Source organism: Acidobacteriota bacterium (assembly GCA_028874215.1).
Taxonomy (GTDB): Bacteria; Acidobacteriota; UBA6911; order RPQK01; family JAJDTT01; genus JAJDTT01.
In genome coordinates, this window is record JAPPLF010000016.1 from 76,649 (window position 1) to 90,045 (window position 13,397).

The 13,397-nt window shown below is 63.5% G+C and carries 9 protein-coding genes; 4 read left to right on the forward strand and 5 right to left on the reverse strand.

The window, feature by feature from the left end; all coding sequences use genetic code 11:
• Positions 1-191: 191 nt before the first annotated feature.
• The 5 genes from OXT71_03090 to OXT71_03110 form a co-directional block, all read right to left on the reverse strand.
• Positions 192-1,331, reverse strand: coding sequence for an acyl-CoA dehydrogenase family protein (locus tag OXT71_03090; protein MDE2925363.1), 1,140 nt, complete (start codon positions 1,329-1,331; stop codon positions 192-194).
• A gap of 31 nt (positions 1,332-1,362) precedes the next feature.
• Positions 1,363-2,997: an AMP-binding protein gene (locus OXT71_03095; GenBank protein MDE2925364.1), complete on the reverse strand. Its 1,635-nt coding sequence runs from the start codon at positions 2,995-2,997 to the stop codon at positions 1,363-1,365.
• 247 nt (positions 2,998-3,244) lie between these two features.
• A complete protein-coding gene (locus OXT71_03100; GenBank protein ID MDE2925365.1) occupies positions 3,245-3,940 on the reverse strand; it encodes a TIGR02466 family protein in 696 nt (231 codons plus the stop codon).
• A 203-nt stretch (positions 3,941-4,143) separates the two neighbouring features.
• Positions 4,144-6,594 carry a fibronectin type III domain-containing protein gene (locus OXT71_03105; protein MDE2925366.1) on the reverse strand — a complete coding sequence of 817 codons (2,451 nt, stop codon included), beginning with the start codon at positions 6,592-6,594 and terminating at the stop codon, positions 4,144-4,146.
• A 64-nt stretch (positions 6,595-6,658) separates the two neighbouring features.
• Positions 6,659-7,144: a ferritin gene (locus OXT71_03110; GenBank protein ID MDE2925367.1), complete on the reverse strand. Its 486-nt coding sequence runs from the start codon at positions 7,142-7,144 to the stop codon at positions 6,659-6,661.
• 248 nt (positions 7,145-7,392) lie between these two features.
• Here OXT71_03110 and OXT71_03115 point away from each other — a divergent pair, with 248 nt between their 5' ends.
• The 4 genes from OXT71_03115 to OXT71_03130 are packed head-to-tail and all read left to right on the forward strand — an operon-like array spanning position 7,393 to position 13,389.
• Positions 7,393-8,073, forward strand: a complete 681-nt coding sequence (locus OXT71_03115; protein ID MDE2925368.1) for an ABC transporter ATP-binding protein — start codon at positions 7,393-7,395, stop codon at positions 8,071-8,073.
• Positions 8,070-10,592: an FtsX-like permease family protein gene (locus OXT71_03120; protein MDE2925369.1), complete on the forward strand. Its 2,523-nt coding sequence runs from the start codon at positions 8,070-8,072 to the stop codon at positions 10,590-10,592. Before OXT71_03115 ends, OXT71_03120 begins: the two co-directional genes overlap by 4 nt.
• A gap of 4 nt (positions 10,593-10,596) precedes the next feature.
• Positions 10,597-11,709 (forward strand): carotenoid 1,2-hydratase, encoded by a 1,113-nt coding sequence (locus OXT71_03125; GenBank protein ID MDE2925370.1) that lies wholly within the window; start codon positions 10,597-10,599, stop codon positions 11,707-11,709.
• A 39-nt stretch (positions 11,710-11,748) separates the two neighbouring features.
• Entirely contained in the window at positions 11,749-13,389 is a 1,641-nt protein-coding gene (locus OXT71_03130; protein ID MDE2925371.1) for a hypothetical protein, read from the forward strand.
• Positions 13,390-13,397: the final 8 nt, after the last annotated feature.

Genomic DNA, 13,397 nt, shown 5'->3' on the forward strand with positions numbered 1-13,397 from the left:
GGGACTGTTAGTCCCCCGTATTTTTCTTTGTTTCCGAACAGTTCGGCGGCCCGGAAAGTGTAGAGTGGGGACTCCGTCCTCCCTGCCCCTCATCGGCGGTTGGAAACCGTCGCTCTCGGCGACAGGAAAGTCGCCGGTCCAATCGGCGGTAAGAAAACCGCCGCTCCTTTGGCGACAGGAAAGTCGCTCCACTACCTCAACAAGTCCCGGGAGATGATCTCGCGCATGATCTCGGAGGTGCCCGAGGCGATGGGCCAGAGCCGGTAGTCCCGGGCGAAGCGCTCCACGGCGTACTCCCGCATGTAGCCGTAGCCGCCGTGCATCTGGACGGCGTGGTAGGCCACCCGGTTGGCCATCTCGGTGGCGTAGAGCTTGGCCATCGACACGACGCGGGTGCACTCCTGCCCCGATGCGAAGAGGGCGGCGGCGTGGTAAGTCAGTTGCCTGGCCGCTTCCGCTTCCGTCGCCATGTCGGCGAGCCGGTGGGCCAGGGCCTGGAACCGGGAGAGGGGCCGGCCGAAGGCGTGGCGCTGGTTCAGGTACTCGGCGCAGTCCTCCAGAGCCTGCCGGGCGGCGGAGACGCACAACACGGCCGCCATGAGCCGTTCCCGTTGCAACCCCGAGACCAGTTGGGCAAACCCTTGTCCCTCCACTCCCAGGAGGTTTTCTCCGGGGACGCGGACCTCGTCGAAGACCAGCTCGGCCGTGTCCGAAGCCAACATGCCGGTCTTCTTCAGCTTGCGCCCGACGCTGAAGCCGGGAGTGTCCCGCTCCACCAGGAACTGGGAGAGGCGCTCACGGCGGGGACCGTCGTCCCGGGTCCGGGCGGCCACGAAGTAGAGGTCGCCGTTCACGCCGTTGGTGATGAAGGTTTTGGCGCCCGTCAGGACCCAGTCGCCGCCGGCGCGGACCGCCCGGGTGGAGAGGGCCGCCATGTCCGATCCGGTGTCCGGCTCGGTGATGGCCAGGGCGCAGATCTTCCGGCCCCGGATGATGTCCGGCAGGTAACGCCGTTTCTGGTGCTCGGTTCCGAAATGGACCAGCCAGGGGGAGGACATGTCCGTGTGGACGATGACGCCGAACGCCACGCCGCCGGAGCGGCAGCGCGCCAGCTCTTCGGCCAGGACCACCGACATCCAGAAGTCGGCGCCGCCGCCGCCGTATTCGGGCGGGTACTCGGCCCCGAGGAAACCCAGTTCCCCCATTTGCTCGAACAGCGAACGGGGCGTCTCCTCCTTCTCTTCCCACTTCTCCACGTGAGGCAGGATCTCTTCCTGCACGAAGCGTCTCAGAGACTCTCGAAAGAGTTCGTGGTCTTCGGAAAAGGGCATGAGAGGTCAGTTCCCGGAGATCGGGGGAGAGTCAGCGGCTCTTCTTCTCCAGCTCCCGCCGCCGAAGTTCGTTGCGCCGAATCTTTCCGCTGATGGTCTTGGGCAGTTCTTGGATGAACTCCACCTCGCGAGGGTACTTGTAGGGAGCGGTGACGCCGCGCACGTGGGCCTGGAGTTCCCGGACCAGTTCGTCCGAGGGGCGGGCAGTCTGACCGAGCACGACGAACGCCTTGATGATCTCTCCCCGCAACGGGTCAGGACTTCCCACCACCGCCACCTCCGCCACCGCCGCATGCTCCAGCAACGCCGACTCCACCTCGAAGGGCCCCACGCGATACGCCGAGGTGTTGATGACGTCGTCGGCTCGGCTGACGAAGTAGAAGTAGCCCTCCTCGTCCCGGGTTGCCCGGTCGCCGGTCATGTACCAGTCGCCGACGTAACAGTTCGTGGTCGCTTCCGGGTTCCGGTAGTAGCCGCAGAACAGGCCCAGAGGCCGTTCGGGACGCACCCGGATGGCGATCTCTCCCTCCTCTCCGGGACCGAGTTCATTTCCCGAGTCGTCCACCACGCCCATTCGGAACCCGGGCGAGGCGACTCCCATGGACCCGGGCCGGTACTCCATACCGGGAAACGTGGCCACGCAGAGGACGGTCTCGGTCTGGCCGTAGCCCTCCCAGATGTGATGACCCATGGCCCCCTTCCAGGTGGCGATGACCTCGGGGTTGACCGCTTCCCCGGCTCCCAGACAGTGGCGCAGAGTCTTCGCCGGCCAGCGGGTCAGATCTTCCTGGACCATCATCCGATAGGCCGTGGGAGGAGCGAAGAAGGTCGTTATGGGGTGGTCGTGAAGCATCCGCAGCGTCCGCTCCGCATCGAACCGTCCCCGGTGGTCCCAGATAAAAATGGCCGCGCCCATGTTCCAGGGAGCGAACAGGCAGGTCCACGCGGCCTGGGCCCATCCCGTGTCCGAAAGCGTCCAGTGGAGGTCCGTGGGGCGGTTGTCGAGCCAGAATTTGCCGGTGATGATGTGCGCCTTCGGATAGCTGGCGTGGTCGTTCAGGACCATCTTGGGAGGTCCGGTGGTCCCCGACGTGAAGTAGACCATGAGGGGATCGGTGGAGGGGTTCCGGGGATGGTCCATGCTGGGAGAACTCTTGGCCAGCAGGTCCTCATATCCGATACAGCCGGCGCCCCCGCCTACGACGATGACATGCCGCAGCCCGGGGCAGTCCTGGCGAACGGCCTCGATTCTGTCGGCGTTTGCGGCATCCGTTACGGCCACCGAAGCACCCGAGGCGTTGATCCGGTAGACGATGTCCTTGTGCCTCAGCAAGGTGGTGCCGGGGACGGTGACGGCCCGGGACCGGATTCCGCCCAGGAGGACCTCCCACCATTCGACGATCCGGGGGAGCATGACGAAGATCCGGTCTCCCGGCTCCACGCCCAGTCCGGCCAGAGCGTTGGCGAAACGAATCGAGGACCGGGAGAACTCCCGGAACGTCACTTCGCGGACGTCCCCGCCGTCGCTGACCCAACGCATGGCCACCTTTTCCGGATCGGCAGCCCACCGGTCGAACACGTCGAAGGCCCAGTTGTAGCGCTCGGGCCGGGTGAGGCGAAAACTGGCGTAGGTCTGCCGGTAATTGCCGATCTGGTAGGTGCTCATGAGGCGCCCGAAGCTACCAAGGCACCTCCAAGACTGTCAAGATTCGACCTGCGAGTTCGTTCGGGCCTTGAACCGTCGGTTCGTCCGTGCTGTGCTGTCGCTGTTCGGACTTCGTTCCTCCGTCTAATGATCCAATGCCCTCCACGAAGGGGAACAGGCACTTCGGATCGATGTAGCGGCCCTCGATGCAGCCGTTGCTGACGGTATCAGCGTGTTTGCTTTCGCCGTTCCCGTTGATTCCGCGCGGCTATCTGTGCTTTTTCTGAGACAGGTTGAAGCTCACGATGATCCGATCGGCGTTCTTCCCGTTAGCCCTGGATCGATTCGGATTCACGCTGTGGTACAGCCAACTGGGAAAGATCAGCATTCTGCCGGCCACGGGCTTGTGTTGGACCCTGGTCCAGCAATTCCGTGGGCGCTTGGCTCCGGGGATGTATTTGACAACAGTCATCATGTTCTGGGTTCGTGGATCGATGAACACGATTCGACCCGAATTCCTGGGTGCCTGGACGTAGTAGACGCCGCTCCAGATGCAGCCGGGATGGATATGGGCCCGGTTCGAGCTGCCTGGTGGATTGATGATCGACCACATGGTGCCGATTCTCAGACGATAGGACGTGTGATATCCGAGCTTGCGGCACAGCATTGCCGAGACCGCGTCGACGTGTTGAACCAATCCTGCAAACGTGACGTCCTTGTGCAGCTTAACGGTGCTGTGCCACCCCCCCAACTCCGGGTAGTTCGACTTGCGCACTCCTGTCCCGTCGCGTTCTCGTTCGGCGTAGATCACCTCGATCAGGTGGGCGTTCAGAGTCTCGCTGTTCGGGATATCCAGAGAAAAAATGAGCGTCGGAAAGTAGCGTGCCATCTTGAGCGCGTCTTCGGACAGACGAGCCACCGCGCCGCAGTCGGAGGCTACACGGTCGGGAGTTTCGCGCGTCACTTCATTTCCTATCGTCTTTGTTTCGGAACCTTGCCGACTGACATCGCGGTTCGCGGCCCACCATGGCGGGAGCACCCGAAACCGCAATGGACCTCTTCACGACCGCGGCCGATAAGCCACGGGAATGCGTCAACTGTTCGCACTAGGTTCGTGCTTTGTATCCCAAGTATGCGCCAGCATGAGGACACCCTGCCCCTGACCAACTAGTCCTCATCGTCGTCATCCTCGTCGTCATCCTTGTCGTCGTCCTCGTCCCCTTCATCGCCCTCATCGCCCTCGTCGTCCTCGTCCCCTTCGTCGTCCTCGTCCCCTTCATCGCCCTCGTCGTTCTCATCGCCCTCGTCCCCCTCGTCACCATCGCCGTCACGCGGAGGCACCCCTGGTGTTGTCGGGGGTCGCCCTGGTGTCGGTGGCTCATGGTCGGAACTTGAGGGAGGGGTTTGGTCCGAAACCGTTTGGCTCTTCCCAACACCCCCACTCGACAGATTTGCAATCCACTTGCCGTCGGCGCGGCCTTCGGGAATCAGCGTGCCATCCGGACCCGAATTGCCTGCACGATACAGGTCGAAACTCTGGCGGTTCATCAAATAGGCACGGATCTCATAGTCCTTCCCGGGCTCCAAATCCGGAATCGTCAAAACCGTATCCGGGGTTACGCCGGAAACGACACGGAATGTGGGCCGACCGCTGCCGGTTCTCCATCCAAGCCGGACGTAATAGGGCGAAGCACCAGACTCAACGCGGACCTTTAATTCCCGTTCGCCGACGGACTCCACAATCAAGGCGCCTGGCGCCAAGGGAGGCGGGGTAGCAGCAGAAACTGTATGCAGGTAGAAGTGCAGGTCTTGAGAAACACCGTCGGTGCCGGTCCCGGTCACGGTACACAGCGTCTCGGTCTCCGAGTTGATCCCGTGGATGTGGCCCAAAGTGTTGGATGTCAAGAACAGCTTGCCGCTCTCGACACGGACCTGGTCGTAGTAGTCGGCTCGCGTGGCGTCGCAGGACCTCAGAGTGAACGTTGCCTCGGTGACTCCCTCATCCAAGTAGCTGGACAAGTCAATCTCCGTGTCCTGGCCGTAGTAGGTCAGGATTCTGTAGCGTGAGTCCGAGCCGGAAAGGGTGCCGTCGGTCACGCTCCTGTAGCCCTGCGCCACCACGGGGAGCGTGGTGAAGATCCGATTGCCGGCATCCATTTCCAACGCCACTCCGGTGAACCGGCCTGGCGAGGTGCAGCGAACCGATCCCAGGAAATCGGACGTATCGATGTGGGTAAACATCTCATCGATGAACCGGGCCTGCTGCCCGTTGGCCTCGAGAGGGATCTCGACCTCCTCGAGCACGGCACCCGCTTTCATCAATTGGCAACTCACCGCCATTGCTTCATCTGTCAGGTTGTGGATCGCTGCTGCGGTGTTGATTCCTCCCGCCTGACGGCGAGCCGGGAAGAGGGCGTCCTGGAGGGGTTGGCTGGCCCCTACGCCGGCGACTCCGACCCCGGCGAGGTCAAATCGCAGGACCCCGCCGATGGGACCATCAGAGACCACTTTCACCGATCCGGTCACCAGATCTCCCCGACCATGGGTCGAAATCGTGAGTTCCCCCAGGGGATCGATCTCCGTCCCTACGGTCAGAGTTCCAGCCTCCCGGACTTCCAGATCGCCGGTGATTTCTACTACTGATTCCGCAGCAATGGGATCGCCTTCCTTGTCGAAAAAATAAAGGGTCGGCCGGACTGCGGTCGTAGCGACATTTACCAGCACCAGTTCGGAGTGGGTGCCGGACCCATTGGCGAAATGTGCAAAGTCCAGAGTGGCTTCCTTGTCGACATCTTCCGTCCGGTCCACAGGCACGACGGGCAGCGTGGTGAAGATCCGGTTCCCGGCATCCATCTCCACGGCCACTCCCGTGAACCGGTCTGGCGCGGCGCAGCGCACCGATCCCAGGAAATCGGATGTATCGGTGCCGGTGAACATCTCGTCAATGAACTGGGCCTGCTGCCCGTTGGCCTTCAGAGGGATCTCCAACTCCTCGAGCACGGCACCCGCTTTCATCAATTGGCAGTTCACCACCATCGCTTCCTCTGTCAGGTTGTGGATCGCTGCTGCGGTGTTGATTCCTCCTGCCTGCCGGCGAGCCGGGAAGAGAGCATCCTGGAGGGGTTGGCTGGCCCCCACGCCGGAAACCCCGACACCGGGGAGGTCAAATCGCAGGACCCCGCCGATGGGACCATCAGAGACCACTTTCACCGATCCGGTCACCAGATCTCCTTGTCCGTGGGTCGAGAACGCAAATTCCGCCAAGGGTTCCACCTTCATCCGACTCCTCACGGAGCCGTCCGCTCGGGCCTCCAGATCACTCGTCATTTTCACTACCGATTCCGCGGCAATGGGATGGCCCTCCTTGTCGTAAATATAGACGGCGGGACGGACCGCCTCGGTCGCCACGTTCACCAACATCAAATCGAATGCGACGGATTCCCCGTTTCCAAAATGCGCAAAGTCCAGGTTGTCGCCATCATCGTCGCGGTCGCCCAAGTCGCTACCGAACGACAACTCCGAAATTGACCTGTCCCTGGCATCGGCAGGACGCAATCCGGCGAAGGCACCCAGGCCCAGAACAGCCCCGCAAAGGGTTATCGTCCTCACGGATTTCATGACAACCTCCACTCCTTGCCTGCTCCTGCTTTGGCACCGCAGTCTCAGATGCATTCGATCCAAGCTATTCTCGCCTGGCCAACTGGTGATCGATCATCAACAGCCCCAAGGGCTCGTCGCCAACGAGGCGGAGTTGAGCAGCGACATCGGCAGCTGCCTCTTCTTCTTCAACCTGCTCCTGGATAAACCAATGGAGCTCAACGCTGGTGGCGTGATCGCCATCTGACAAGGCGCTTTCGTACAGTCGGTGTATGGCCCGGGTCACAGACCTCTCATGTTCGAGTACCTGGTCGAACGCCTTCACGGGAGAGGTGAACCTGTAGGCGGGTTTACCGAGGGCATCCAGATCGACCGTTGCCCGCCGGGTCAGGAGGTGGTCGAACAACCTCATGGCGTGCCCATACTCTTCCCGGCTCTGCTCTCTCATCCAGTGGGCGAAACCGGGAAGATCCTTGGAATCGTAGTAGGCCGACAGGGCCAGATAAAGGTAAGAGGATTCCAGCTCCATGTGAATCTGATCATTCAAGGCCTGATTGATTTCCTTGTTCATATTGGTCTCCTTGTGTTCGAAATCAGTGTTCTACTGATCTACACAAATATAGATATAAATTTCCATATCGTCAACTATAAATTATTTCCAATAAAGGATTTTGTTGAAACGGGATGTCAATATCAATGATAATGAAACTCAGGTTCAACAATAATGATTATCACTTTCATAAAGCGACTATGTGATAATGATTTTCATTATCTTGAGTTGAATTCGTTCCGCCGTTACCCATAACCTGTTTTGTTGAGATGACTCCCGTACTGGCATTTTCACGCGTTTCGAAGGCCTACGGAGAATCCGCCGGAGGAAGTCTGACGGCGCTTCACGACGTCTCTTTCCAGGTGGCCTCAGGACGCCGGGTGGCCATCGTGGGACGGAGCGGCAGCGGCAAGTCCACCCTCCTGCATCTGGCCGCGGGCATCGACCTGCCCACCCGCGGCCGGGTCGAGGTTCTGGGAAAGGACCTCTCCCGTTTTTCGGACCGCGACCGGACCCTTTTGCGCAGAAACGAGATCGGCCTCGTCTTCCAGTTTTTCCATCTCCTGCCCCACCTGCCGGTCCGGGAGAATGTGGCGCTCCCGGCACTGGTCGCCGGCGGGAAACCCCGTGACTTCGAACCCCGGGTGCTGGAGTTGTTGGACCGGGTCGGCCTGGCCGATCGCGCCGACGATCCGGTGAGCAACCTGAGCGGCGGAGAGATGCAGCGGGTGGCCATCTGCCGGGCTCTCCTGCGGCGCCCCCGGCTGATCCTGGCGGACGAGCCCACGGGGAACCTGGACGACGAGAACTCCTGGCTGGTCCTGGAGCTGATGCTGGAGTTGGTGACCCGGGAGAAGGCCACGCTGCTCTACGTCACCCACAGCCGGGAGCTGGCGGGACTGGCCGACGAGACCTGGCGGATCCACAGCGGGGTCCTGGACGCCGCATGAGGCGCTACCTGCTTCACACCCTGAAGACCCGTCTCCGGGCGGGCCGGTCGCTCTATCTTCTGACGATCTTCGGAGTCGCCCTGGGCGTCGCCTCGGTCCTCTCGGTGCAGATCATCAACCTGAGCGCCGTGGCCGCATTCCGGGGAGCTCTCCGGGCCGTGGGATCGGACGCGGATCTCACCGTTCGTGGCTTGAACCGGACTCTCCCGGAGAGCCTCTTTCCGGAAGTGCTCGCCACCCGCGGCGTCCGGGGAGCCTGGCCGGTCTACCGGCTGGACGTGGCGGTGAAGGGATCGGATTCATTGCTCCTGGAGGTGATGGGAATCGATCTCATTTCTCCGGCTTCGCGGGAGAGTCTGGAACTGCTGGGCCGGGAGAAGGCGTCGGAAGGCTTGACTCAACCCGGCTGGATGGCCGTGACTCCCGAGCTGGCCCGTGTCCAAGGCTGGTCCGTGGGAGATTCCATCGAAGTTTCCTGCGGCCCGCGGGAGGCCCGTCTGGTCATCGGCGCCCTGGTGGACTTCGCCCGGGTCACGACGTTGGCCGGGGCCAAGCTGGCGGTCATGGACATCTCCCAGGTCCAGGGCCTGCTGGGCCGGCCGGGCGACCTGCACGAGATTCATGTCGAGGCGGCGGCTGAAGATCGCGCGGATCTCAAAGCGCTTCTGGAACGACGCCTGGGTCCTTCGGTGGAAGTGCTGACTCCGACGCAGAGGGAGGACGAGGCGGCCGGTCTTCTGAGCGCGTTCCGCCTGAACCTGACGGCGCTGAGCCTGATCAGCCTCTTCGTGGGCAGCTTCGTCGTCTATACCAGCTCCCAGGCGCTGCTGGTGCGCCGGAGGCGCGAGTTCGGAGTGCTCCGGGCCGTGGGGGCGACCCGGGCGCAGCTCTTGGGACTCATTCTCTTCGAGGCCGCCTTGGTGGGGGCGCTGGGGGTGGTCCTGGGAACCGGCCTGGGTTACTGGGCCGCCCGAGCCAACGTGGACGCCGTCAGCGCCACCCTGACCCAGGTCTATCTCCTGAACGAGATCACCTCCCTCCAGGTTCCCCCGTGGGTCTACCTGGCGGGCGCCGCGGCCGGCATGGGCGCCGCGCTGGCCGGGACCCTCCTCCCCGCCCTGGACCTCTGTCTCTCTCCTCCCCGGTCGCTTCTCTCTTCCCGGCTCCTGCAGGAAAGGGTGAGGACCTCGGCGATTCCCCTGGCCCTGGCCGGGACCGGGATTCTGGCGATGGCGGCAGCCTGGTACCGTTTCGCCGCGGACTGGCGTCCGGCCGGCTTCGTTCTGGGCATCGCTCTGCTGATGGCCATCCCGTTGTTCACTCCCATCCTGGTCCGGGCGGCGTCGCTGCTGCCCCTGTCCGGACTCGGCGTCCGATACGGGTTCCGTTCCCTGGCCGGACGCTGGACCACCACCGTCTTCACGGCCTCCTCCCTGGCCATTGCGGTCAGCATGATGGTCGGCGTCACCCTCAAGACCAGCAGCTTCCGGGAGACGCTGGAAGTCTGGTTGCGGACCTCGGTCCAGGCCGACATCTACGTCAAGACCGAGTCCTGGAGGGGACGAGGCGACGAGACCGCCCTGAGCCCGGAGCTGATTTCCCGATTGTCCCGGACCAGGGACGTCGTGGCCCTGGACCGCTACCGGAGGCTGACGGTCCGCTCCGGCGGCGAGCGCATCTTTCTGGCCGGGGTCGAGACCGGCCTTCCCGGGGGCGAGGCCCGGTTTCCGCTGACGGGAGGAGATCCGGACGCCGCCTACCGGCAGTTCCGGGAAGAGGGCGCAACTCTGGTTGGGGAGACTCTGGCGCGGCGGCGCGGTCTGGAGCCGGGGGCCCACCTCCCTCTGGTCACTCCAGACGGTGAGCGGCGGGTTCCCATTGCCGGCATCTACTACGACTATCAGCCGGGAACGGGGCTGGCCGTGGTGGGCCTGGAGACCATGGAACGGCTCTTCGGCCCGGGGCCCGTCCACAGCGTGGCCCTTTACCTGAAGCCCGGAGCCGACACCGGCGAGACCGTCGACCGCCTCCGGGCGGCGCACGCGGGTGATTCGCTCCTCTTTCGAAGCAACCGGAAGCTGCGCCAGGAGGTGATGGAGATCTTCGACCAGACCTTTGCCGTCACGCGGCTCCTGCAGGGGACGAGCCTGCTGATCGCCGTCGCGGGCATCATATTGACGCTGTTGGTGCTGGCTCGGGAGGAGTCGGCCGAGCTCGCTCTCTACCGGTCCCTCGGCGCCCGGCGGTCGCAGCTCTTCCGGATCTTTGTGGGCAAGGGGCTGGGCATGGGGGTCGCCGGGCTCGCGCTGGGTCTGGCGGGTGGAGTGCTCCTGGCGGGCATCCTGGTCTTCGTCATCAATCGGGCCTACTTCGGGTGGACCATCCAGGTCTACTGGCCCTGGGGAACGGTCCTGGTCCAGTCGGCGACCATCCTGGCGGCGGCAGTGCTGGCAAGCCTGTATCCGGCGCTGGCGGCCAGCCGGACGCCGGCGACCCAACTCAGCCGAGAGGACCTTTAGCCAAATGCCATTCCTTGCCGGAACTCTGATTGTTCTGAGTCTGTTGGGGACGACCTTGGATTGGAAACCGGCGCGCTCCGATTACACCTGGTCCTTCCCGCAGGATCACTGGGCCCGGAACGGCTATCGCACCGAATGGTGGTACTTCACGGGCCACCTGCGAACCCGCGGAGAGACTCCGCGCCGGTTCGGCTACCAGTTCACCTTCTTCCGGGTCGGGCTCCAGCCCACGGCTCCTCCCCTCGACTCCGCCTGGACGGCCCGGGACGCCATCATGGGGCACGCGGCGGTGACCGACCTGATGAACAAGCGGCACCTCTTCACCGAGATCCTCTATCGCGCCACACCGCTGCTGGGGCAATTCGGGGACGGATCGTCTTCGCTCATCGCCTGGAGCCGGCCTCCCGCCGGCAGTTCCGGCCGCTGGAGCCTGCATTGGAACGGCAAGGGCTTCGACCTTGCCGCCTCGGACGAGGGCCGGGACTTTTCCTTCCGTCTCACGACCCGCGGGACCAAGGGCCCGGTTTTCCAGGGGCCCAACGGCTACAGCATCAAGGGAGGAGACGAGGGCGCCGCGAGCCAGTACTACAGCTTCACCCGGATGGCGACCGGCGGCCGGGTTTCCATCGGAGGCGAGGAACACGCCGTGGAGGGCGTCTCCTGGATGGACAAGGAGTTCGGGTCCAATCAATTGGGAGCCCGTCAGATCGGATGGGACTGGTTCAGCCTGCAGTTGGACGACGGCCGCGACCTGATGCTCTATCTTCTGAGGGATCGCCGCAATCGGGTGGATTTTGCCAATGGGACGTTGATATCCAAGGAGGGTCGAACCCGGTACCTGGGACCGGAGGAGTGGTCGGTGCGGGCCACCGGAGCCTGGGCCAGTCCCCACAACGGCGCCCGCTATCCCGCCGGGTGGCGGCTGCAGGTCCCGGGCGAGGGTCTGGAGTTGATGGTGACTCCGGAGGTCCCCGACTCGGAGAACGTGAGCCGGCTCCTGCCGGGACTCGCCTACTGGGAGGGTCCGGTCCGGGTCGAAACGCCGTCGGGCGGCTCGATAGGACAGGGATACGTGGAACTGACCGGATACGCGGAGCGGAGCCGGCCGGCTCTCTGAAGCCGGCGGACGCCCGCGGCGATTAGGGGCTAACTCAAGATGTCGGCCATAGACTGGGTCATCGTCCTGGGTCTCAACCTGTTGGTCTTCGGCTACGGACTGGTGCGTTCACGCGAAACCAAGACCAACCTGGACTGGTTCCTGGGCGGCCGCAGCCTGCCGTTCTGGATCGTGGCCATCTCGCTTTTCGCCACCTCCGTCGACAGCGGCGACATCGTGGGTGTCAACGGGATGACCTATCTCGAGGGCATGTCCGTCTTGACGACCTGGTGGCTGGGGGTGGTGACGGGATACGTCATCGCCGCCTTCTACGTGTTGCCTCCCATGTACCGGGCCGGGTTGTTCACCAATGCCGAGTACCTGGAATATCGTTTCGGTCCGGCGGCTCGCGTGGTCAGCGCCCTGGTGCAGTTCCAGTACCGGACCAACATCCTGGCGGGAATCGCCATCTCCCTCCAGTTGACGCTCACGCTGGTCATGGGGCTCGATGAGATCTCGGCCTGGATCGCCGTAGCCGCATTCGCCGGAATGGCCACCCTGTACTCGGCCCGGGGCGGACTCAAGACCATCGCCTGGGTCGACGCTCTCCTGACCGTCGCCATGATCACCGGAGTCCTGGTCCTGTGGTCCGTGCTCTGGAACGTCGCCGGCGGCTGGTCGGGCGCGATGGAGAAACTGGCCCTCAAAGGGGGAGCCGAACTGCCCCGCTACCTATTGCATATCGGTATTTCCCGCCCCGGCAGCCCCGACCCCCTCGTGGTGACCGCGGCATGGCTCATCCTGGGAGCGGCCTACCCCATCGTGAATCACAGCGAGACCATGAAACTGTTCGGCGCCCGCTCCCTCTGGGACGTGAAGATGTCGGTTCTCCTGGCCTCGGGCATGACCATGATCCTGATGTACTTCAACGGGACGTTGGGGATCCTGGGCCGGGCCATCTGGCCCGAGACGCTGCAGCGGCCGGACCAGATCTACCCCCTGCTGGTGAACGAGTTCCTGGGACCGGGGCTGAAGGGAATCGTCGTGGCCGGGGTGATCGCGGCGGCGATCACCACCTACGAAGGGATCGGCTCGGCCCTGGCGGCCCTCTGCACCCGGGACATCTATGCCCGGCTCTTCGTTCGGGACCGGGAAGACAGCCACTATTTCCGGGTCAGCCGCTGGGTGACCCCCTTTGTGGTGGCCGCTTCCTTTGCCTACATTCCCTTCATTCTCCGTTTCGAGAACATCGCCGGTTTCTTCATCAGGGTCACCAGCGTATTCGTCATTCCCCTCATGACCGTCTACCTGATGGGGGTCTTCACGCGAGTCCACCGAAAGAGCGGGAGCATCGGCCTGGCGGTCGGTTCGGGTTACGGCATCCTCGCCCTGGTGGGCGCCGGCCTGGATCTCTTTCCCGTCTGGTTCACCGACAAGTTTGCCGCCTACGTCTGGAGCATCGTCGCCACCTCGGGCGCCATGATTCTGACCTCGTTGTTTTTGGGCCGTGATCCGGCGTCCTCCCTGCCCCGGGGACAGGTGGGCGGCTGGCTCGACCGGTCCCGCCAGGGCGTGCCCGATCTGGTGAATTCGCCTTTCGAGTTGCACGGCCGCACGGTTCCGTTGTGGGCCCGGCCCAATCTCTGGGCCGGCCTGGTGATGGCGGCTTCGCTTCTGCTGGTCTTCTACGTCTTCTGGTAGGTCGAGGA